The organism is Haladaptatus cibarius D43 (assembly GCF_000710615.1).
GTDB classification, from domain to species: domain Archaea; phylum Halobacteriota; class Halobacteria; order Halobacteriales; family Haladaptataceae; genus Haladaptatus; species Haladaptatus cibarius.
Genome location: NZ_JDTH01000001.1, coordinates 300,595 through 319,982 on the forward strand (window position 1 = coordinate 300,595; position 19,388 = coordinate 319,982).

Annotated in this window: 28 protein-coding genes and 1 tRNA gene; 16 read left to right on the forward strand and 13 right to left on the reverse strand. The window is 58.1% G+C overall.

What is annotated here, in order from left to right; all coding sequences use genetic code 11:
• Positions 1-3 precede the first annotated feature (3 nt).
• From samp2 to HL45_RS01510, 3 genes are read left to right on the forward strand one after another with little or no spacing between them, the layout of a single operon-like run.
• Positions 4-201: a ubiquitin-like small modifier protein SAMP2 gene (samp2, locus tag HL45_RS01500; RefSeq protein ID WP_049969349.1), complete on the forward strand. Its 198-nt coding sequence runs from the start codon at positions 4-6 to the stop codon at positions 199-201.
• On the forward strand, positions 198-590 hold the full coding sequence (locus HL45_RS01505) for a GNAT family N-acetyltransferase (RefSeq protein WP_049969350.1): 393 nt from the start codon (positions 198-200) through the stop codon (positions 588-590). Before samp2 ends, HL45_RS01505 begins: the two co-directional genes overlap by 4 nt.
• 25 nt (positions 591-615) lie before the next feature.
• Positions 616-807: a hypothetical protein gene (locus tag HL45_RS01510; RefSeq protein WP_049969351.1), complete on the forward strand. Its 192-nt coding sequence runs from the start codon at positions 616-618 to the stop codon at positions 805-807.
• Positions 808-1,062: 255 nt separating this feature from the next.
• Here HL45_RS01510 and HL45_RS01515 read toward each other — a convergent pair whose 3' ends face one another.
• Entirely contained in the window at positions 1,063-2,445 is a 1,383-nt protein-coding gene (locus HL45_RS01515; protein ID WP_049970043.1) for a phosphoglucomutase/phosphomannomutase family protein, read from the reverse strand.
• A 232-nt stretch (positions 2,446-2,677) separates the two neighbouring features.
• Here HL45_RS01515 and HL45_RS01520 point away from each other — a divergent pair, with 232 nt between their 5' ends.
• Positions 2,678-3,256, forward strand: a complete 579-nt coding sequence (locus tag HL45_RS01520) for an NADPH-dependent FMN reductase (RefSeq protein ID WP_049969352.1) — start codon at positions 2,678-2,680, stop codon at positions 3,254-3,256.
• Between the two features lie 9 nt (positions 3,257-3,265).
• Here HL45_RS01520 and HL45_RS01525 read toward each other — a convergent pair whose 3' ends face one another.
• The 4 genes from HL45_RS01525 to HL45_RS01535 form a co-directional block, all read right to left on the reverse strand.
• Positions 3,266-3,511 carry a GIY-YIG nuclease family protein gene (locus HL45_RS01525; protein WP_049970044.1) on the reverse strand — a complete coding sequence of 82 codons (246 nt, stop codon included), beginning with the start codon at positions 3,509-3,511 and terminating at the stop codon, positions 3,266-3,268.
• A gap of 61 nt (positions 3,512-3,572) precedes the next feature.
• Entirely contained in the window at positions 3,573-3,722 is a 150-nt protein-coding gene (locus HL45_RS22030) for a DUF7563 family protein (protein ID WP_449267257.1), read from the reverse strand.
• Positions 3,723-4,025: 303 nt separating this feature from the next.
• Positions 4,026-4,613 (reverse strand): DUF1684 domain-containing protein, encoded by a 588-nt coding sequence (locus tag HL45_RS01530; protein ID WP_049969353.1) that lies wholly within the window; start codon positions 4,611-4,613, stop codon positions 4,026-4,028.
• A 762-nt stretch (positions 4,614-5,375) separates the two neighbouring features.
• A tRNA-Arg gene (locus HL45_RS01535) sits at positions 5,376-5,450 on the reverse strand.
• A gap of 109 nt (positions 5,451-5,559) precedes the next feature.
• Between HL45_RS01535 and HL45_RS01540 the strand changes: the two genes are divergently transcribed.
• Together HL45_RS01540 and HL45_RS01545 are read left to right on the forward strand one after the other, a co-directional pair.
• Entirely contained in the window at positions 5,560-6,141 is a 582-nt protein-coding gene (locus tag HL45_RS01540) for an AAA family ATPase (RefSeq protein WP_049969354.1), read from the forward strand.
• A complete protein-coding gene (locus HL45_RS01545) occupies positions 6,138-6,551 on the forward strand; it encodes an RNA-binding domain-containing protein (RefSeq protein ID WP_049969355.1) in 414 nt (137 codons plus the stop codon). The genes HL45_RS01540 and HL45_RS01545 overlap by 4 nt, the downstream gene beginning before the upstream one ends.
• A 51-nt stretch (positions 6,552-6,602) precedes the next feature.
• Here HL45_RS01545 and HL45_RS01550 read toward each other — a convergent pair whose 3' ends face one another.
• From HL45_RS01550 to fer, 4 genes are all read right to left on the reverse strand, one after another.
• Complete coding sequence (locus tag HL45_RS01550) at positions 6,603-7,160, reverse strand: magnesium transporter (protein ID WP_049969356.1); 558 nt, start codon at positions 7,158-7,160, stop codon at positions 6,603-6,605.
• A complete protein-coding gene (locus HL45_RS01555) occupies positions 7,161-7,745 on the reverse strand; it encodes a magnesium transporter (protein WP_049969357.1) in 585 nt (194 codons plus the stop codon).
• Positions 7,746-7,864: 119 nt separating this feature from the next.
• Positions 7,865-9,244 (reverse strand): signal recognition particle protein Srp54, encoded by a 1,380-nt coding sequence (locus HL45_RS01560; protein WP_049969358.1) that lies wholly within the window; start codon positions 9,242-9,244, stop codon positions 7,865-7,867.
• Between the two features lie 185 nt (positions 9,245-9,429).
• Positions 9,430-10,074, reverse strand: coding sequence for a ferredoxin Fer (gene fer, locus HL45_RS01565; RefSeq protein WP_049969359.1), 645 nt, complete (start codon positions 10,072-10,074; stop codon positions 9,430-9,432).
• 116 nt (positions 10,075-10,190) lie between these two features.
• Between fer and thpR the strand changes: the two genes are divergently transcribed.
• From thpR to HL45_RS01615, 10 genes are all read left to right on the forward strand, one after another.
• Complete coding sequence (gene thpR, locus HL45_RS01570; protein ID WP_049969360.1) at positions 10,191-10,748, forward strand: RNA 2',3'-cyclic phosphodiesterase; 558 nt, start codon at positions 10,191-10,193, stop codon at positions 10,746-10,748.
• 53 nt (positions 10,749-10,801) lie between these two features.
• Complete coding sequence (locus HL45_RS01575; RefSeq protein WP_049969361.1) at positions 10,802-10,954, forward strand: 50S ribosomal protein L39e; 153 nt, start codon at positions 10,802-10,804, stop codon at positions 10,952-10,954.
• Positions 10,954-11,232 (forward strand): 50S ribosomal protein L31e, encoded by a 279-nt coding sequence (locus tag HL45_RS01580; protein ID WP_049969362.1) that lies wholly within the window; start codon positions 10,954-10,956, stop codon positions 11,230-11,232. The genes HL45_RS01575 and HL45_RS01580 overlap by 1 nt, the downstream gene beginning before the upstream one ends.
• Positions 11,233-11,236: 4 nt before the next feature.
• Positions 11,237-11,902: a translation initiation factor IF-6 gene (locus tag HL45_RS01585; RefSeq protein WP_049969363.1), complete on the forward strand. Its 666-nt coding sequence runs from the start codon at positions 11,237-11,239 to the stop codon at positions 11,900-11,902.
• 237 nt (positions 11,903-12,139) lie between these two features.
• Positions 12,140-12,748, forward strand: coding sequence for a DUF7344 domain-containing protein (locus HL45_RS01590; RefSeq protein ID WP_049969364.1), 609 nt, complete (start codon positions 12,140-12,142; stop codon positions 12,746-12,748).
• 257 nt (positions 12,749-13,005) lie between these two features.
• Positions 13,006-13,461, forward strand: coding sequence for a prefoldin subunit alpha (pfdA, locus tag HL45_RS01595; protein WP_049970045.1), 456 nt, complete (start codon positions 13,006-13,008; stop codon positions 13,459-13,461).
• A gap of 6 nt (positions 13,462-13,467) precedes the next feature.
• Complete coding sequence (ftsY, locus tag HL45_RS01600; protein ID WP_049969365.1) at positions 13,468-14,625, forward strand: signal recognition particle-docking protein FtsY; 1,158 nt, start codon at positions 13,468-13,470, stop codon at positions 14,623-14,625.
• A 377-nt stretch (positions 14,626-15,002) separates the two neighbouring features.
• Positions 15,003-15,968, forward strand: coding sequence for a methyltransferase domain-containing protein (locus tag HL45_RS01605; RefSeq protein ID WP_049969366.1), 966 nt, complete (start codon positions 15,003-15,005; stop codon positions 15,966-15,968).
• Between the two features lie 51 nt (positions 15,969-16,019).
• Positions 16,020-17,018, forward strand: coding sequence for a thymidylate synthase (thyA, locus tag HL45_RS01610; protein ID WP_049969367.1), 999 nt, complete (start codon positions 16,020-16,022; stop codon positions 17,016-17,018).
• Positions 17,015-17,494, forward strand: a complete 480-nt coding sequence (locus HL45_RS01615) for a dihydrofolate reductase (RefSeq protein ID WP_049969368.1) — start codon at positions 17,015-17,017, stop codon at positions 17,492-17,494. The genes thyA and HL45_RS01615 overlap by 4 nt, the downstream gene beginning before the upstream one ends.
• Here HL45_RS01615 and HL45_RS01620 read toward each other — a convergent pair.
• The 4 genes from HL45_RS01620 to HL45_RS01635 all read right to left on the reverse strand — a co-directional run bounded on the left by HL45_RS01620 (position 17,491) and on the right by HL45_RS01635 (position 19,253).
• Positions 17,491-17,850: a hypothetical protein gene (locus HL45_RS01620; RefSeq protein WP_049969369.1), complete on the reverse strand. Its 360-nt coding sequence runs from the start codon at positions 17,848-17,850 to the stop codon at positions 17,491-17,493. The genes HL45_RS01615 and HL45_RS01620 overlap by 4 nt on opposite strands.
• A complete protein-coding gene (locus tag HL45_RS01625) occupies positions 17,851-18,228 on the reverse strand; it encodes a hypothetical protein (RefSeq protein WP_049969370.1) in 378 nt (125 codons plus the stop codon).
• Positions 18,229-18,291: 63 nt separating this feature from the next.
• Positions 18,292-18,654, reverse strand: coding sequence for a DUF7473 family protein (locus tag HL45_RS01630; RefSeq protein WP_049969371.1), 363 nt, complete (start codon positions 18,652-18,654; stop codon positions 18,292-18,294).
• Between the two features lie 38 nt (positions 18,655-18,692).
• Positions 18,693-19,253: a TATA-box-binding protein gene (locus HL45_RS01635; protein ID WP_049969372.1), complete on the reverse strand. Its 561-nt coding sequence runs from the start codon at positions 19,251-19,253 to the stop codon at positions 18,693-18,695.
• Between the last annotated feature and the right edge of the window lie 135 nt (positions 19,254-19,388).

Sequence of the window (19,388 nt, forward strand, 5' to 3'; positions counted from 1 at the left end):
GCCATGAACGTAACCGTCGAGGTGGTCGGCGAGGATTCCCACGAGTTCGACGTGGACGACGAAACCTACGCCGACCTCCTCTCGGAAGTCGGCCTCAGTCCTCACGAGGTGTCGGTGATGGTCGATGGCCGTCCCGTCCCCGAAGACCAACCGGTCGAAGCAGAACACGTCAAAGTCCTTAGGCTCATCAAAGGTGGATGACCGTCCGCCCTGCGACTCCCGACGAGCATCTTTCGGTCATGCGAATCGTGGACGCCGCGATGCTGGAAACCGATGCGAGCGACGTAAAAGAGCGAATCGAGAAGGGAACCGTCCTCGTCGCGGAAGAAGAAAGCAGAATCCTCGGAACTGTGGTGCTGGAATCTCGCAATCGTGGCGCGCACATCGACGCAATCGCGGTTCTGCGCGCTCGGCGAGGGCAGGGAATCGGCCGCGAATTGGTCGAAGCTGCGCGGGAACAGTACGGCAGATTGACTGCCGAGTTCGACCCGAAGATTCGCCCGTTTTACGAGTCGTTGGGATTCGAGATTGAATCGGTGGAAAACGGTACAAACGAGCGATTTCGCGGAACCCTCGAACGTGAACACTGATGGTTCGAGTTCACCAACACCAAATATGAACGAGTCGAAACGCCGCCGTCTCTCGCTCATCTGGATAGTGTTTGCACTGCTGATGGCAATATACGCGTTTCAGGACGGCTTTGAAACATCGACAGGTGACCTTCTCGGCCTGTTTACGGTCGCCTTCGGGATTGGTCTCGCGGCGCTCTACTACCTGAATCCCCGCAATGTGTTGTCGTTTAAGTAGATTCTTCTGTTCAACCGTCCTGTTCTTCTGACCCGAGTTTTAACGCCAATCCGCACCTATTTCGGCCATTTGATATAGCATATTTCTGTTTATGTCTGCAATCACGCATTCTACACAAAATGCCTCTCTCAACTGAAATCGGTAGAAAGAGCGACTAGAAAAGTGCTTTACTACTATGATAACTATCTGTATAAATCGCGGTCACCAAGCGACGGTTCGTCACCACAAAACTGCGTCCGATACTCTCTCAGTCGGTTAAATCAGCGGTTCGACCAATTTTTCGCCCGCAGTGAGCAGTTCGCTGACGCGCGTTTCGCCGTCCCCTTCGGCGTACACGCGCATTTTTGGCTCCGTCCCGCTCGGTCGGACGAGCAACCACGACCCGTCTTCGAGCAGGATTTTGAAGCCGTCCTTCGTGACAACATCTTCGACGTCCTTTCCCGCGACTTCGTCGGGGAGTTCTGTTTCGAGGTCGGAGAGGACGCGCTGTTTTTCGGCGTCCGGGCAGTCTACGCTGATTTTGTTCTGATGAATCTCGCCGAACTCGGCGAGCAGGTCGTCCACACGCTCGTCGAATGGACGTTCTTCGGCGATTGCGGCGGCGAATAGCGCCATCAAAACACCGTCTTTCTCGCGGATGTGCCCGCGAATCGTGAATCCGCCGCTCTCTTCGCCGCCGACGAGGGCGTCGTGCTTTTCGATGGCCTGCGCGACCCATTTGAATCCGACCGGGGTTTCGTGGACTTCCTCGCCGTGTGCCTCCGCGATGCGGTCGATGAGGAAAGTGGTCGAGACGGTTCGAATCGCTGGCCCGGAATCGTCTTCGAGGAGGTAGTCGTACAGCGCGGCGAAAAAGAGATTTTCGTCCAGATAGCCGCGTTCCGGCGTCACGATTGCGAGTCTGTCGGCGTCGCCGTCGTTGGCGATTCCGAGGTCTGCGTCACCGTCTTCGACCGCCGAGATGAGTTCCTGCAAATGGTCAGGGTCGGGTTCCGGCGAGGTACCGCCGAACTCGGCGTCCTGTTCGCAGTGGAGTCGTTCGACGCTCGCACCGGCATCTTCGAGCAGTTTGTCAGTGACGCCCCGACCGCTTCCATGCATTGCGTCGTAGACCACCGAAAGGTCGGAGAGGTCGCTTTTCACGAGGTCGAAGGCGTGGTCTTCGTAGGGTGCGACGAAATCCTCCTCGCGGACGACTCCGTGTTCGTCTTCTGAGAGGGGGTCGGGTTCGGCGAGGCGGGACATGATTTCGTCGGTAACCTCGGGGAGTGCGGGGGCACCATCCGACGGAATGAACTTCACGCCGTTGTACTCCGGCGGGTTGTGGCTTGCAGTTATCATCAATCCGCCCGCGAGGTCGCGGTCGGTAATCGTCCACGCGAGAATCGGTGTCGGGGTATCTCGCTCTGGAATGAGTACGTCGAAGCCGTTTGCGGCGAGTACTCGACAGAGGTCTTCCGCGAACCCGCGAGACGTTTCGCGGGCGTCGTAGCTCACTGCGACGGTGTCACCCGCTCGGTCTTCGATCTCGCGGAGGTAGTCCGCAACCGCCTGTCCGACTATCTGTACGCGCGGGGAAGTGAACTCATCGAGTGTGGCCCGCCAGCCGTCGGTTCCGAACGAAATCGGCGTCTCCATGTGTCGTTCGACAGCGTCCCAGTCGAAAAAACCACCGCGTTCCACGGTCACATACTGCTGATGGAAATACTACAAAAGATGGCTTCTGGGAGCTGTTTTTGTTTGTCGGGAAGTGGTCGCCGCTGTGGGCACAAAAATTCGGAAACCGACCCTTTCCGTAGAAACCAGTCGAAAATCGAACCGTGCTAGCCGGAGCGTGCAGGTTAAACGTTCGTACCCCAGAGTGAGATTAATGCAAGCAACACCGAAAGTCGTCGCGGTCTGTGGTAGTATGCGCGACGAGAGCCATACGCGAACCGCTCTGACACACGTACTGGATGCCGCCGAAGAAGCGGGTGCAGACACTGAACTCATCGACGTTCGGAAGTACGACCTCTCGATTTTTGACCCGGACGAAGACGAACCGGAGAGTGCAGTCGAAATCAAGCGCAAGATTCGAGAGGCCGATTCGGTGATTCTCGGTAGTCCGGTCTATCACGGGTCGTACACCTCCGCGTTCCGGAACGTCCACGACTACTGTAGCTTCGACGAGTTCGAAGACACCACGGTCGGTCTACTCGCCGTGGCTGGCGGCGGTTCCTACGCGAGCACGTTAGACCACATGCGAATCACAGTTCGCGGGGTTCACGGCTGGGTGCTTCCGCATCAGGTCGGTATCCGAAACGCCTACAATCAGTTCGAAGACGGCGAATTTGTCGATGAGGATTTGGAAGACCGTACTCGAAAACTCGGCCAGCAGGCCGCCGAGTACGCGTTCATCACGCCCGACGTGACTTCCGCCGAGGCGGACGAGGCGGCGGCCGACGACTGATACTCTGTCTTAGTAATCGACCAGTTTCTCTTTTTGCGCGCGACTCAACTGTTTGATTTCGTATTCGCGGGACATAGCCGCGGATTTCGAATCGAACTGTTCCGTATGAATGAGTTCGACGGGGGTTCTGCCGCGAGTGTATTTCGCACCCTCGTCAGCGTCGTGTTCCGCGACGCGGCGTTCTACGTCGGTCGTGTAACCGGTATAAAAACTGCCGTCGTCACATTCGATGACGTAGACCCAGTGGGTAGTCACACCTGACAGGCTTCGCGTGGTTCGATTTGTTCCTGTCGATTCCGCCCTTCGCCACAGTGGGCTATACTCTTTGCGCACGTTGTCGCGCCACTTCGGCGATTCCAGCGTTCGCCGAGCAGGCAGGACAAGCACGGATGTGGCCGTGTTCGTCAGCGAAGACGCGCGCAAATCTTTCGGAGACGTGCGCGTTGCAGTGGTCACAGTTTGGCATGCTGTCAGCCGACGACTACGCCGTCGGCATTCGTTGCTTGGTGGTGAAGCACTAAATATCCTTTCCAAATTCTCACCCAAATCCGTCAATCGACAAAATTCATTTTTCGAACTTGGAAATAGGTCTTTTGCCAACATAGTTCGGGAGTGTATGGGTAGCCAACGTTTCTGAACGGACAATCGAAAGCGAAGCCCTTCGTTTCCGGTGGAAATGGATTGTACGGTGCGAGCAGAAAACGGTCGAACGGAGCGAATTAGACGAGGGTATTTACCGAATCGAAAATCTGCGACCGGGAAGAAGAACTCACTCGGCGTCCCATTTTCGCTCGCCAGCGCGAATTTCTACGTCGAGCCAATTTTCTTCGGGCGGCAATGGACACGCGAAGGTTTCGCTGAAGGCGCAGAACGGCGAGTATGCGAGGTTGAAATCCAGCGTGATTTCGTCGCCATCGCTTAGTTCCCGGTCGGGATGTAGTTCGAGATAGCGCCCGTTTTCGTAGCTCTGCTGGCCCGTCGTTTTGTCGCGGAAGGGAACGAACAGCGATTCTTGGCCGTCCTGCTGATACACCGCGAGGGACTGTTCTTTTCCGTTCACCTCGAAATTGAGCGTCATCGTCCGGAGGTATCGCTGTGGATTCGCAGCGGTCATTTCGAGGTCGATGGGTTCCGGGTCGTCGTGGGTTTCGACCGTCGCCGTGAGTTGGTATTCCGGATCCGGGTCGAAGTACGAAAGCCCATCGAACTCGTCGCGTTTTCCCGGCGGAATCGGCGACTGGGGATGGTCGCCGAAAAACTCGTCTTTCTCTTCTCGCGTGTTTTGGAGTTCCTCGCGCCACTCTTCCTCGCTGAGTTCGTTTTCGTTGTGTTCGTCTTCGTCGTTCGCGTCAGCCATGGACTGGTGTTCGGGTTCGACGCGGGTAAAAACTCCGTCCGCGAACGGGATGGATTTCTTGGAGGGATATTTGACAGGATGGTTTCTCGGAAGAGGTGCTTGAGAATTGTCGAGTTCAATGAGACCACGACCAGCGGTACTCGACAGCGAGTCCCCGAAATCTGTCTTAAGCTGTTGCTTACAAGTCACGACTCCACTGAAACCGCCACCGCACCACGTCCTCCCCACCCGACTCCCTTCGGTCGTCCCTCGCACGGGCGAACCTCTGGTTCGCCTTCGCGCGCCACATTGCCAAATTTGGATACTGTGAATCTTTACAATTTGGATACTGTGAATCTTCACAAATTCTATAGCGCGTGCGCCAACAGACTCGAGGACTCGTCGTCCGAGGGTCTGTATGGGTTCGCGCGAGGTCTTCGTGAGTAGAGCGAACGAATGGCGCGTCGGAGCTTGTCACCGACGGTGGATGAGTGAACGAGCGCCAGCGAGTGAGCGAATCGGTTGGGAAGGCATGCAGTGCTGTCTCATTGGAGTCGGAAGTAGCTAGCGTCACAAACGAACACAAAAAATCCCAAACACGACACAAAAAGCGAACGGGCACGATGGGATTCGAACCACCCGAGAACCTGCGTTTCATGCAGAACCTCGGTCTACTTCGAACCCATCGCTTGTGCTGATTTGCTCCTCACGTTCGTTCACCGTGGTTTCGCTTCGCTCACCACGAGATTTCACTCATACTTCGTGAAATCGTCACAAAATCAGCGGGCACGATGGGATTCGAACCCACGGCCGTCGGATTAGAAGTCCGACGCTCTATCCAGACTGAGCTACGTGCCCTCACCGTCTCGTTCTCGGTCAGTCATCATAAGGGATTGGGATTTCAGCCGAGCGAGGCGGTCACTCCAGAGCACAGCCCTTAAGCACGGCTCACGAGAAAATCAGCACAATGCGAGTAATCGGAACGGTCGGCCTACCGGGAAGCGGCAAGGGCGAAGCCGCAACCGTCGCGGAGGAGGTAGGCGTCCCCGTCGTCACGATGGGCGATGTCATCCGCGAAGCATGCCGAGCGCGCGGCCTCGACCCGGCGGAACACCACGGCGAGATTGCGAAAGCCCTCCGCGAGGAAAACGGTCCGGACGCCATCGCGCAGGAATCTCTGCCGCAAATCGAGGATGCGCTGGAGGAGTCGGACACCGTCCTCGTGGACGGAATCCGCTCGGGCGTGGAAGTCGAACGGTTCGACTCGGCCTTCGGCGACGACTTCGTGCTGGTGAGCATCGAAGCGCCGTTCGAGGTTCGCGCCGAGCGACTCGGCGAGCGAGGCAGGGACAAAACCGACGAGGACGAAGAAGGATTGAAACAGCGCGACGAACGCGAACTCGGCTTCGGACTCGGTGAAGCCATGGCACGCTCCGACGCCGTTATCGACAACACGGATACGCTCGATTCGTTCCGAACACAGATTCGAGCCCTGTTCGAAGACGGACTTTCGGGGCTAGAGCGCGTACAAACAGCCGAACAATCATGATTTACAGCGTCGATATTCAGCTTACGGCACCGGTACAGGACACGGAAATCGAAGCGCGAGTCGCGGACGCAATCGAGAACATCTTCCCCGGTGCGGAGGTCGAATCGGGCCACGGCGAACTCATTGCGGAAGCCCACAGCGTCGAGGAGTTTTCGGAATCACTCCACAGACAGGAAATCCTCGACACGGCGAGAGGGGAGTTTTTCGGGGGACGAGAGGGCGACACGCTTTCGTTCTCGCTGAAAAAGCAGGCCGCGTTTCAGGGCGTCATCAACTTCGCCGTCGGCAACCCCGACGAACTCGGCGACATTCACGTCCGAATGAAAGTGAACGACCCGACGGCCGAGGAGTTCATCGACTACGTCGCGCCGCCGACGGAAGACGGCAAGCCGATTATGGACGACAACTGATACCGACAACAACTGGTACGGACGACGACTGATTTTGGCTGGTAGTTTTGTTCACAGCACGATTCGCACAACCACGAACAGCACGATAACGCCCAGTACGTCGCAGGCGTTCGTGACGACCGGAATGACCACGTCGTCCGGGTCGAGTTCAAACCGATAGGCAACGTAGGTGGCGACGAGCGTGACTAGCACTGCGATGAACGCCAATGCGATTCCACTCATCAGCGAGATGAACACAACGGTCAGCAGGCCGAGTTCGGTGCCACCGATGAGCCACGTCAGCGACCACGCGCCGACTCCGACGACCGGGAAAACTGTGATAGCGAGTGCGACGGTCGCAACGGCATTTCCTGCGAGCAGTTCGTCTCCTCGGTCGAACGAGAGCGTTCCGAGGTGGAACGCGGTTGAAAGTCTGGCCGCAAGGATGCTTCCAAGGTTGCCCGCCGTCCCGATGGTGACCGGCACGAGCGCGAGGAGCGTCGGATACCGAAGGAGCGTGCTCTCGAACGACCCGAGAACAAGCCCGCTCCCGATTTCCACGATTGTCAATGTGAGCAACACCGGAAGCATGGCCCGCATGATGGCGCGAACCGTCCACTCTGTTGGCATCTATCCGCCCCCGAATCCGAGTCCGAGGACGATTCGAACGGCGAGCAAGAGAAACGAAATTCCGAACACGTCGCCAGTCGTCGTCACTAACGGCCCGACGAGCGTATCCGGATTTTGCCCCCGACGATAGCCCGCGAACACCACGATGACCACGGCGACGGTTAGCGCAGTACCCGAAAGCAGACCCGCGATGAGTGCGATAGCGACCAAGGTGGGCAGGGGCGCAACCGGGTCGGAAAGTAGTCGGAGGACGGAAAACGCGACCACCGACGCGAACAGACTGGCGAGGATTCCGTTCGCCAGCGAGGCCGCAATGGCGGCCCACACCCGCCTGTCGTCCGGGACGAACGACGGTTCGACGAGGCCTTGGTGGAGTCCGGATGCGAGACGCGCACCGAGCGACCCGTAGACGTTTCCGCGAGTGGCTAGCAGGGCAGGGACGAGGACGAGCAAACCCTGTACTTCGCGGAGTTCGGTGCGCATTCCACCGAGGACGACGCCCGCGAACAGGCCGCCGACCACGCTCGCGGCCAGCGCAGGGAGGGCCTCGCGGTACGCCTCGGCGGCGACTTCCCGGACGGACATCTATCCCCGTTGACGGGGGCGCAGGACAAAAAAGCGGTGTGTTATGGTGGCGGTACGGAGACTGTTAGTGAACGGTACTACACGAAGAAAACGGAAAACCGGCGTCGGGATAGTCGCGCTTATCCAAACGGCCCGAGTCCGCCACCGCCTCCGCCGCCCTGCATTTTCTTCATCATGCGCTCCATATCGCCGCCCTGTCCCATGCCTTGGAACTGTTTGAGCGTCTGGGACATCATCTTGTGTTGCTGGAGCAGTTCGCGGATGCGCTCTTCGTCCTTGCCGCTTCCGCGCGAAATACGCCGAATTTGGCTCGCGCCGACCGACCGCGGGTTTTCGAGTTCGTTCTCGGTCATCGAATCCATGATGACCTCGAAGGCGCGCATTCGGTCTTTCGTCACGTCCATCGCGTCGTCCGGCAGTTCGTCCATGAGTCCGCCACCCATCCCCGGAATCATGTCCATCACTTGGTCGAGCGGCCCCATCTTGTTCATCGCGTTCATCTGGTGGCGCATGTCTTTGAGGGTGAACTGGCCTTTCAGCATGTCCTCCGGATCCCAGTCTTCCTCTTCTTCTTGCGTCTCCTCCATCGCGCGCTGGACGCGCTCGGTGAGTTGGCCGAGGTCGCCCATGCCGAGCAGACGCGAGATGAAACTGTTCGGTTCGAATCGTTCTACGTCCTGTACGGTCTCACCGGAACCGAGGAACGCAATCGAGGAATCAGTCTCGTTGACGGCGGTCAGGGCACCACCACCTTTTGCGGTACCGTCGAGTTTCGTGATGACGACGCCGTTGATGCCGATGGATTTGTCGAACTGCTTCGCTTGGTCTTTCGCTCCCTGTCCGATTGCGGCGTCCAGAACGAGCAGATTTCTGTCGGGGTTGACCGCCGATTCGATTTCCTCGATTTCGGCGATGAGGTCGTCTTCCAGCGCGTGCCGACCGGCGGTGTCCACGATGTGGATGTCCGCATCGGCGGTTTCTTCCAATCCCTTGCGGGCGATTTCGACCGGGTCGTCGTTGTCGGGATTGCCGTAGAAATCCACCTCGGCGCGGGAACACATCTCCTTAGCTTGATCGTAGGCACCGGGGCGGAACGTGTCTGTCTGGATGACAGCGGGCCGAAGTCCTTTCTTCGAGAACCACCACGCCATTTTCGCGGAGGTGGTCGTCTTACCGGAACCCTGCAAACCGGCGAGGAGAATGGTCTGATTTTCGAGCGGGATATCCGTGCTTTCGCCGACGAGGTCTACCAGCTCCTCGTAGACGATGCTCAGGACGTGGTCGCGGGCCGTGGTTCCGCCCGGCGGTTCTTCTTCCAGCGCTCGGGTTTTGATGGAGTCAGAAAGCTCCATCACGAGGCTCACGTCAACGTCAGCCTGCAAGAGCGAGCGCTGAATTTCTTTTACGATTTCCTCGATGTCGTCCTCACCGACGCGGGATTTCCCACTCAACTTGTCGAGGGAACCGCGAAGAGAACTACCGAGATTGTCGAGCACCATTGTTACCGAGTGTTTGGTTTTCTGGCGGTTTAAATGCTTTCAGGTGTCAATTTCCTCCCTACTCAACACCCTCGGCGGTTTCTTGACGAGCGTTTCTCGCCATGGTACTCTGTCTATACTGTCTCTACCGCCGCCACCAACACCTCGGCCAACCGTAAGCAGAAAAATCGAGCGAGGTTTCGAACTCAGTCGTCGGAAGACGCCTGTCCGAACTGCTGTGGCGGCAATCGAAGTTCGTCCAGTCCGGGCAGATGTTTGACGTTATAGATGACCTGCATATCGTCAGTCGCCGGTTCGCAAATGCAGGACAGGCGGAATCCGCGGTCGGTCATCTCCGAGGAGAGGACGTGATTCGAGAACATTTCCGTCTCCCCTTCTACGACCGCAACTGCGCAGTTTGCACACGCCCCGCCGCGGCAGGCAAAGGGCCAATCGAATCCGCGATTTTCGGCGGCTTCGAGCAGTGACTCCTGTTCTTCGACGCGAAACTGGCCGTACTCTTCGGGGTCAAGTCCGGCCGCGGCGGCTTTCCGGAACAGGTTTTCGTCGTCGATTTCCCAGCCGTAATCGTCGAGAATCTCGTAGTTGAGGAACTCGACCTGTGGCTTTTGTTGGGCGGGATGTTCTTCGACCTCCTCCTGTTTCTCGTCGTATTCTTCGGTTCCGTATCCGGCTTGAATCCGTTCGTATGCGGATTTGACGCGCTGAAACTCGCGCGCGGAGCCGCCGCCGTCGGGATGGGCCTCCTTCACGCGCTGTCTGTAGGCTTCAACGATTTCCGCGTCGTCCGCATCCGAATCTATCCCTAAAATATCGAACGGGGATTTCACACGTAGTGTTAGGAAATCGAGTTCATAAATCCTGTCCCCAACCGCGCGAGTGGTCAAACTGGTTTTCGATACTACCAAAACCAATCTTGAAGCCGTCTCATGCCGAAAGGTTCGGTATGCGACTGTTCGTGAGCATCGACCTGCCGGACTCCCTCGCGGAGGGCGTCGCGGGCGTCCAAGACCGATTTCGGGATGCGGAAGGACTGAGCTTCACCGACCCGCGACAAGCTCACGTGACGCTGAAATTCCTCGGCGACGTGGACGAAGACCGGATTCCAGCCATCGAGAAGGCTCTCGAATCGGCAGTCGGGTCCGACGTCGGTTTCGGTTCGTTTCGGGCATCGGTCGGCGGATTGGGCGTCTTCCCGAGCCTCGACTACATCAGCGTGGTGTGGGTCGGTGTCAATGACGGAACAGAAGAAATGCGACTGCTCCACGACGCCGTCGAATCGCGCGTCTATGAACTCGGCTTCGAACCGGAAGACAACGATTTCGTCCCGCACATTACCATCGCCAGAATGCAACATGCTGGCGGGAAGGAACTCGTGCAGGAGAACGTTCGAGAGCTCGATCCCGAAATCGGAGAGATGGAAGTCAAGGAGATTCGACTGACGAAAAGCGAGTTGACGAGCGAGGGCCCGGAGTATTCGACCGTTTCCGCGTTCGGGCTGTAACCCCGTTTGAAAGGAACAAGATTTTAAGCCACGGCGGAAAAGTGGCAACCACTATGGGCAAGAAGTCGAAGGCCAAAAAGAAGCGGCTTTCCAAATTGGAACGGCAGAACAGCCGCGTCCCTGCGTGGGTCATCATGAAGACCGACCGAGACGTGATGCGAAACCCAAAACGCCGCAACTGGCGGCGTAGCGACACTGACGAATAATGAGCGCAAGTGATTTCGAGGAGCGAGTCATCACGGTTCCGCTCCGAGATGTGAAAGCAGAACCGAAGCAGAAACGCGCCGGAAAGGCGATGAAAGTGGTGCGCGGACACCTCGCCAAACATTTCAAGGTTGACGAGGAAGACGTGCGTCTCGACCCCTCCATCAACGAAGCGATTTGGTCGCGCGGTCGGAAGAACCCGCCACGAAAAATCCGCGTTCACGCGGCGCGCTTCGACGAAGAGGGCGAAGCCGTCGTCGAGGCGGAGTACGAAGAGTAGAGCGGTGCTTCGTACCGCGTTTAATGGGTCGTCGTACGTTGGTGTCTTCGCACGAGCCACTGACGAGTACCTCCTGATTCGACCCGATTTGGACGATGAACTGGTCGAATCTCTCGCACAGGAGTTGGAAGTCGAGAGTATCGAGACGAATCTCGGTGGGTCGTCCACCGTTGGCGCACTCGTCGCGGGCAACGAAAACGGCCTGCTCGTCAGTAGTCGCGTGACTGACCACGAACGCGACCAACTCGAAGATGCCATGGACGTTCCCATTACCGAACTGCCGGGGCGTATCAACGCCGCCGGAAACGTTGTTCTCGCAAACGACACCGGGGCATACGTTCATCCTGACCTCTCCCACGAAGCGGTTCAGGCCGTCTCCGACGGCCTCGGTGTTCCGGTCGAACGCGGCATGATTGCCGATGTTCGGACGGTCGGCACCGCGGCAGTGGCGACGAACACGGGCGTCCTCTGCCATCCGAAAGCGACGGATGACGAACTCGACGTCGTTGAGGACGTGCTCGGCGTCCCTGCCGACATCGGTACCATCAACTACGGTGGGCCGCTCGTCGGGTCGGGACTGCTCGCAAACGAAAACGGCTACGTCACCGGACAGAAAACGACTGGCCCGGAACTCGGTCGTATCGAGGACGCGCTGGGCTACATCGACTAACTTCCGTTTCTCACCCCGGGAGATTCTCCCTCGGTTCCGGTTTTATAGACGAACTCTGTTGTGTGAAGGAGCTTCTGGGAGACGCAGATGCAGTGTGCAACAGTTGCACTGAGCAACAATGGGATAGAGAAGAGTCGTTTTTCTACGGTAAGTCAGTAAAAGATACCCTACCAATAAGAGCACTGACGAGCATGTATTCTCCGTCTTCCCCCACGTTGGGGGAGGAGGGAGCCCGAGATGAGCCAGACAGTGTTACAACCCGCGAAAAACGGGGAGCAAACGAACGAAACGACGATTCGAGAGAACGACAGCGTGGATACACTCTCACGAGACGAACTATTTCACGTTCTTCGAAATCAGCGGCGACGGTACGCGCTTCATTATCTCAAGCGACATGACGAAGTCGTCACTATCGGGGAGATAGCAGACCAAGTGACTGCGTGGGAACACGGAATCACACCCGACGAAATCACCTCGCGCCAACGAAAGCGAATCTACAACTCGCTTCAGCAGACACATCTACCGAAACTCGAACGCACGGGGTTCGTGACGTACAATTCGGCGCGCGGAAGCGCGAAACTCACGGCGCAGGCCAGCCAACTCGATATGTATCTCGAAGTCGTTCCGGGACGCGAACTGCCATGGGCGCAGTACTATCTTGGACTCGGCGGCGTCAGCGTTGCCTTGATGGCCGCCGTCTGGCTGGAAGCATTTCCGTTCAGTCTGGTTCCGGCGTCGGTCTGGGGTTCGTTCGTCGCAAGCGTCCTTCTCCTCTCCGGCATTGTGCACGTGTACGCGCTTCGTTCGTCTCGCCTTGGAGCGAGCGGCGAACCGCCGGAGGTGTAACTGTCGTTGTAGTAAGAGAAGTGCACGATGCCGGACGTATCGTGACACGTACCGGCTACCGGCATTTAGCATCCACTTTTGGCTCAAAACAGGCGATAAAACCGAAGAGACTTCGATTTTCACCGACTGCGCATCGGTCACCTGACAACATAAAAAACCACTGGCGGAGAGCTAGAGTTAGGAAGATTCTTCCCGCTCGCTCACGCAGGTGTTGGCATGAGCACGATTACTCGCGGAACGGAGAGTGAAGAGCGATGATGGGCGGCGGAAACCAAGAACTGCAGCAGTTGTCACAGCAACTCCAGCAGTTGGAAGCCGAGAAGGAAGAACTGGAAGGCGAAGTCGAAGACCTGCGCGACGAGAAAGACGAGATGGACGAAGCCATCGAAGCAATCGAGACGCTCGACACCGGGTCGGTCGTTCAGGTACCGCTCGGCGGCGGTGCCTACATCCGTGCCAGTGTCGAAGACATCGACGAAATCGTCGTCGAACTCGGTGGCGGCTACGCCGCGGAGCGCGACCAGAACGGTGCCGTCGAGTCGCTGAAGAGCCGAAAGGACGTCGTTGACGAGCAGATTACCAACGTGCAGGAAGAAATTGCCGAGGTCGATGACCAGAGCGACCAGTTGGAGCAGAAAGCCCAGCAGATGCAACAACAGCAGATGCAACAGCAGATGCAGCAGATGCAGGAACAGGAAGACGAGGACGAGTAACCGGCGATGTTCGACAGTCTGAAGGAGAAGCTAAGCGGGTTCCGTAAGGACGTCGAGGAGACGACCGAGGAGAAGGCCGAAGAGGCCGAAGCCGAGGAGGAAGACACAGGGAAAGAAACGGAACCCGTCGAGGAACCGGTTGCAGAAGACGAAGCCGATTCCAACGAATCGGCTGCGGAGGAGGATTCGAACGCAGAGTCGGAAGCGGACGTAGAGTCGAAAACGGAGTCCGAATCCGAACCCGAACTGGAAACCGAGGAGACGAACAACGGCGGCTTCATGCAGAAGGCCACGTCGTTCGCGCGCGGTGAAATCGTCATCGAGGAGCAGGACGTCGAAGACCCGCTTTGGGAGTTGGAGATGGCGCTCCTCGAAAGCGACGTGGAGATGAGCGTTGCGGAGGAGATGCTCGAAGGCATCCGAAACGACCTCGTGGGCGCGACCCGGAAGTTCAGCGCCGAAACCGGCGATGTTGTCGAGCAGGCGCTCCGTGACTCCTTGCTGTCGGTCATCAGCGTCGGCCAGTTCGATTTCGACCAGCGCGTTGCCGAGGCCGACAAACCGCTCGTCATCATCTTTACCGGCGTCAACGGCGTCGGGAAGACAACGAGCATCGCAAAGCTGTCGAAGTACCTCGAAGAGCAGGGTCTGTCGTCCGTGATGGCGAACGGCGACACCTACCGTGCAGGTGCGAACGAGCAAATCGAGGTGCATGCAGACTCATTGGACAAAAAGCTCATCGCCCACGAGCAGGGCGGTGACCCCGCAGCAGTCATTTACGATGCCGTGGAGTACGCGGACGCCCACGACATCGACGTGGTGCTGGGCGACACGGCAGGCCGTCTGCATACCAGCGAGGGCCTGATGGATCAGTTGGCGAAAATCGAGCGCGTCGTCGGCCCGGACATGACCCTCTTCGTTGACGAGGCAGTGGCCGGACAGGACGCCGTGCAGCGCGCCAAGGAGTTCAACGACGCCGCGGAAATCGACGGCACCATCCTGACGAAGGCGGACGCCGACTCGAAAGGCGGGGCCGCGATTTCCATCTCGCACGTGACGGGGAAGCCGATTCTCTTCCTCGGAACTGGGCAGGGGTACGGTGATATCGAGCGATTCGACCCCGAAACCCTCGTCGAACGACTGCTCGGCGACGAAGACGAGTAATCGAATTTCGACTATTTTCTTGACGCGATAACGCTGTTCCGAGGAGCGACAGCGACATTCGAACTCTCAAACCGCGCATTTTCACCAGCCTCAGGACGCGCGTCGAGGACACCTGCGCCAGTGGTCGGCGCAGGTGTTCGAGCGCCCGGGGAGGAGAGGGGACGCCGAGGGCGAGTGCGCTAACGGTCGGCGCACTCGCCCGCATGTCGGTGCGGTGTTTGGAGTCGTGACTTGCAGTTACGGCAGAAAAATCATCTGGATACCTGTCTCGGTAAATCCCGTTCTACACGGAATTCGCAACCAACAAGACCGACCACTGGCTTCTCTCGAACGACAGCAACCCGAATCGCACTGGAAAACACCACTCAAATTCAACAGTGTATCTACTCGAACTCGGCGGAGAAGACGACGGATTTGCGGCCTGTGAGGCAGAAAGCGCGGCGACTGACGTCGAACTCGTCGCGCCCGGACTCGCGCGAGCGACGGCCATCACGGAGCGCGTGCGAAACCTCGCGTACACACATCGGGCGAGCCAACTAGTTGGCGAAACGGACGCCAACATCGAGAGCGCGCGCGCCTTGCTTTCCGCGGCGGCTATCGACCACGAGGGAACTGTTGCCGTGCGTGCGCGTGCAGTGCGGGAAACACGAATCAGCACACAGGAAGCGGAGCGCGAACTCGGGGGGATATTGGTAGAGCGCGGATTTTCGGTCGATTTGGACGACCCCGACCACGAACTGCGGGCCGTTTTCTCCGACGATGTTTGTCAACTCGGCTGGCTCGAAATCGAGAGCAAACGGGACTTTGGCACGCGAATGCCGACCGATCGGCCGTTTTTCCAACCGGGGAGTATGCATCCACTGCTCGCGCGCGCGCTGGCGAACATCGCCGGAGCACGGGAGGGGACGACGATTCTCGACCCGATGTGTGGCACTGGCGGGGTTCTCATCGAGGCCGCGCTGGTGGGGGCGCGACCACTGGGTGTCGATGCACAGAAGAAGATGGTTCGCGGGGCGGTCAAGAACCTCGAACACTACGGCTCCGACAGCGGCGCGGGGGCGGTTCGGGGCGATGCGACGCATCTGCCGTTTCCCGACGATTCAATTGATGGCGTGGTGTTCGACGCGCCCTACGGCAGACAGTCCAAGATCGCGAATCTGGAACTGGACGACCTCGTGGCTGGCGCGCTCTCTGAAGCCTACCGCGTTGCCTCTCGCACGGTCATCGTCGGTGACCGTTCGTGGACGGACGAAGCACAAGACGCTGGCTGGACTGTCGAAAACGAGTTTGAGCGGCGAGTTCACCGGTCACTGACGCGATACATTGCGGTGTTGTCTCGATAAGAAATTTTTCGAAATCGGAAGTCCTAGTATGCCCGGTGCAAATCCACGCGTATGGAGCAATATCTGGGCCTCGTGGAGAACGTCCTTCGTGAGGGTACGTACAAGCCCAATCGAACCGGCGTGGACACGATTTCGACGTTCAGCCAACATTACGAAATCGACTTGCAAGAAGGATTCCCGCTGTTGACCACGAAACAGATGGACGGCTTTCGCTGGGACTCGATGTTGCACGAACTTCTTTGGTATCTCTCCGGCGAGGAACACGTTCGAAATCTCCGAGAGAAGACCGGAATTTGGGACGAATGGGCCGACGAAGAAGGAAACCTCGACACAGCCTACGGACGATTCTGGCGGCGATTTCCGGTTCCGGAGTCGGGACTTCCGGGCGAATCGTGGCCCGAAGACGGCCATCGGTGGCTGAACGAGGACGGAACCTTCGACCAGATTCAGTACGTCGTAGACGGCCTGAACGAGAATCCGAACTCCCGGCGGTTCGTCGTCTCGGCGTGGCACCCGGCAAATGCGGCGGTTTCGACGCTTCCGCCGTGTCATTATACATTCGTCGTGAACGTTCAAGGCGAGACGCTCAACCTGCATCTCACCCAGCGGTCGGGCGACGTGGCGCTCGGTATTCCGTTCAATATCGCGGCCTACGCCCTGCTTGCGACGGTTCTCGCCCGGGAAACCGGGTTCGAGGTCGGAAAATTCGCCCACACAATCGTGGACGCCCACATCTACTGCGGCGAGGGCGAACGCGGCGAGTGGTACCGCGACAACCTCGGGGAACTCCAAGCCCGCTTGGACGACGTTGAGACGAAAGCCGAGTTCGAGGAAGTTCGAAAATGGCTCGAATCGGAAGCGCCGGACGAGGCCGAAGGCAAGGAACGCTTCGACCACGTTCCCGGCCTGCTGACCCAACTGTCGCGGGAACCGAAATCGCGCCCCGAAATCGAGATTACCGCAGACTCGATTGCGGAATTGACCTACGACGACATCGCGCTTCGGGAGTACGACGCCCACTCCGGCATCAAATTCAGTGTGGCGGAATGACGCGACTGGTCTGCATCGCCGCCGTCGCGGAAAACGGCGTCATCGGCAGCGACGGCGATATGCCGTGGCACTACTCCGAGGATTTGCGCCACTTCAAGGAGACGACGATGGGCCACCCCGTGATTATGGGGCGAACGACCTACGACAGCATCGCCGGACAAATCGGCGGCCCGCTTCCGGGGCGAACGAATGTCGTCCTCAGTCGGTCGAATCCCGACTTGCCGGAGGATGTGGTGTTGGTTCACAGCGTTGAGGAAGCGATTTCTAAAGTCGAAACACTGGACGACACTGCGTTCGTCATCGGCGGCGCGACGATTTACGAGCAGTTCATTCCCCACGCGGACGGGATGATTCTCACCGAGATTCACGAGGAGTACGACGGAGACACGCGATTTCCGGAGTGGAATCGAGACGAATGGCGGGAAGTCGAACGCGACGAGCGCGACGAGTTGGATTTCGTCCGGTACGAACGCTAATCCGCAATTTTCAGGATTTTTCGGTGGATACGCTGGATGCTGAACAGATGTGCAAACAGAAGCGCGGTAACCCACTTGATGAGCGTGACCAGTGGCGCTCTGAGTTCAGCTGTTCCAGTAAAGTCCCTGAGAAGAATGAATCCGACGAACGTGAAAAGACCGAACAGGGCGACTCGTTTCGGCTCGGCAGGTCGGTAGCGCAGGCAGAGCCACACAGCGAGAATTGTCGTTACGAGTTCGGCGATGAACAGCGGCGTTCGAAAGGAATGCTCGGAAGTGAGAAGATGATTCTCCGGAATCGCGAACACGCCTGCGACGCCCATGTAGTACCATAACGTATCTGCAAACTTCCCCATTTACGACTCGCTCCTGCGTGGACGAATCCGCGGATTCACCCACGCGACTAGCGCGCCGACGAGCAGGCCGACCACCCATGTGCCAATCGCAGTTTGCTGGTCTGCGGTCACGCTCTGAACATCGAAAACCACCCACAGCGCGACTGTCGCAAGCCAACTGACGATGCCGAACGCCCAGACCTGTTGATACGAAACCGGGAATTTGTCGATGGCGATGAGTGTTCCGACGACGAACCCCGGCAAATACACGAGGAGCGTGGTTTGCCACAGCTGGGGAGTTTCCACGAGGAACGGTGTAAAGGCGGTGAGCGGAAGCGAGAGCATCAGCATGCTTCCAAGAACGATGCCGACCTGTTCGAGGCGGCGAGGGAGGGACATAAAGAAACGTTCGTCGTCCTGAATAATACGTCTTCTGTCGTCTGTGACCGTCTCCAGTTGGGTTTAGCTCGGCGGCGCGGGCGGGCCGAGCGAAACGAGGTAGACGATACCGCCGATGACGATGCTTCCCAGAAAGCTGACGAGGATGTGGATGGCGGTGACGAATCCCGCGGTACGCCATTTGATTCGATAGACGATATGAAAGAGGCTCAGGTCGAGCGCGACAGCGATAGCAACGATGAGAGCCCCGAAGTATCGTTGGAGAACGAACGGAAGTATCGCAATTGCCGGGCCGATTGCGAGCGCGCGAGTAAACGGCACACTTCCGAGGAAGTTTCTCGCGGCGATGTGGGCCGTTAGCGTGAGAAAACTCGCCAGAAGGAGATACGTTCCGACGATTGGCGTCAGTTCACCCAGCAGTGCCATACTCGTTATTCACGAGCGTGGCATCTTGGGTTTGGCGATTACTCCAGCAGACCGAGTTCTTCGAGCCGCGAGACGATTTTGTCAACCGCCTGCTCTGCATCTTCTGGCTTCTTGCCGCCGGTGATGACGAGTTTGCCGGAACCGAAGAGCAGCGCGACGACTTCGGGTTCGTCGAGGCGGTAGACGAGGCCGGGGAACTGTTCGGGTTCGTACTCGATGTTCTCCAGACCAAGACCGATAGCGATAGCGTTGAGATTGAGATTGCGTCCGAGGTCAGCGCTGGTAACGATGTTCTGAACGACGATTTCGGGGTTTTCGTTGACTTCGATGTTCAGCTCGCGGAGTTTGTCGAAGACGATTTCGAGACTTTCGTGAACGTCGGCAGTACTCTTCGCGCCGGTACAGACAATTTTGCCGGAGCGAAAGATGAGTGCGGCCGATTTCGGGTTCTGGGTACGGTAGACGAGGCCGGGGAACTGCTCGGGGTCGTAATCCGCACCTTCGAGGTCCATAGCGACGCTCTGAAGGTCGAGTTCCTGTCCGATGCCCGTCGAGGCGACCACGTTTTCAATGTTGATGGTTTCCTTGGGGTCGGTCATAGCGCGACTTAAATGTCGTATTTAACGTTTATAAAGGTTGGTAGTCCTGTCTGACACGTCTCAAACAGGCTTTATGAAGCGTTTCAGGACGAAACGTTCATATCGGGGTCTTTGGCGGCGTTTCGCGTCCGTCTC

Coding starts and splice junctions, on each gene's coding strand:
- thyA (WP_049969367.1), top strand. CDS start 16,020: ATGGAGCAATATCTGGGCCTCGTGGAGAACGTCCTTCGTGAGGGTACG.
- HL45_RS01545 (WP_049969355.1), top strand. CDS start 6,138: ATGATTTACAGCGTCGATATTCAGCTTACGGCACCGGTACAGGACACG.
- HL45_RS01580 (WP_049969362.1), top strand. CDS start 10,954: ATGAGCGCAAGTGATTTCGAGGAGCGAGTCATCACGGTTCCGCTCCGA.
- HL45_RS22030 (WP_449267257.1), bottom strand. CDS start 3,722: ATGCCAAACTGTGACCACTGCAACGCGCACGTCTCCGAAAGATTTGCG.
- HL45_RS01635 (WP_049969372.1), bottom strand. CDS start 19,253: ATGACCGACCCCAAGGAAACCATCAACATTGAAAACGTGGTCGCCTCG.
- HL45_RS01630 (WP_049969371.1), bottom strand. CDS start 18,654: ATGGCACTGCTGGGTGAACTGACGCCAATCGTCGGAACGTATCTCCTT.
- HL45_RS01550 (WP_049969356.1), bottom strand. CDS start 7,160: ATGCCAACAGAGTGGACGGTTCGCGCCATCATGCGGGCCATGCTTCCG.
- HL45_RS01515 (WP_049970043.1), bottom strand. CDS start 2,445: ATGGAGACGCCGATTTCGTTCGGAACCGACGGCTGGCGGGCCACACTC.
- HL45_RS01620 (WP_049969369.1), bottom strand. CDS start 17,850: ATGGGGAAGTTTGCAGATACGTTATGGTACTACATGGGCGTCGCAGGC.
- thpR (WP_049969360.1), top strand. CDS start 10,191: ATGCGACTGTTCGTGAGCATCGACCTGCCGGACTCCCTCGCGGAGGGC.
- HL45_RS01555 (WP_049969357.1), bottom strand. CDS start 7,745: ATGTCCGTCCGGGAAGTCGCCGCCGAGGCGTACCGCGAGGCCCTCCCT.
- HL45_RS01505 (WP_049969350.1), top strand. CDS start 198: ATGACCGTCCGCCCTGCGACTCCCGACGAGCATCTTTCGGTCATGCGA.
- HL45_RS01540 (WP_049969354.1), top strand. CDS start 5,560: ATGCGAGTAATCGGAACGGTCGGCCTACCGGGAAGCGGCAAGGGCGAA.
- ftsY (WP_049969365.1), top strand. CDS start 13,468: ATGTTCGACAGTCTGAAGGAGAAGCTAAGCGGGTTCCGTAAGGACGTC.
- HL45_RS01520 (WP_049969352.1), top strand. CDS start 2,678: ATGCAAGCAACACCGAAAGTCGTCGCGGTCTGTGGTAGTATGCGCGAC.
- HL45_RS01625 (WP_049969370.1), bottom strand. CDS start 18,228: ATGTCCCTCCCTCGCCGCCTCGAACAGGTCGGCATCGTTCTTGGAAGC.
- HL45_RS01575 (WP_049969361.1), top strand. CDS start 10,802: ATGGGCAAGAAGTCGAAGGCCAAAAAGAAGCGGCTTTCCAAATTGGAA.
- HL45_RS01510 (WP_049969351.1), top strand. CDS start 616: ATGAACGAGTCGAAACGCCGCCGTCTCTCGCTCATCTGGATAGTGTTT.
- HL45_RS01530 (WP_049969353.1), bottom strand. CDS start 4,613: ATGGCTGACGCGAACGACGAAGACGAACACAACGAAAACGAACTCAGC.
- HL45_RS01560 (WP_049969358.1), bottom strand. CDS start 9,244: ATGGTGCTCGACAATCTCGGTAGTTCTCTTCGCGGTTCCCTCGACAAG.
- HL45_RS01590 (WP_049969364.1), top strand. CDS start 12,140: ATGAGCCAGACAGTGTTACAACCCGCGAAAAACGGGGAGCAAACGAAC.
- pfdA (WP_049970045.1), top strand. CDS start 13,006: ATGGGCGGCGGAAACCAAGAACTGCAGCAGTTGTCACAGCAACTCCAG.
- HL45_RS01615 (WP_049969368.1), top strand. CDS start 17,015: ATGACGCGACTGGTCTGCATCGCCGCCGTCGCGGAAAACGGCGTCATC.
- samp2 (WP_049969349.1), top strand. CDS start 4: ATGAACGTAACCGTCGAGGTGGTCGGCGAGGATTCCCACGAGTTCGAC.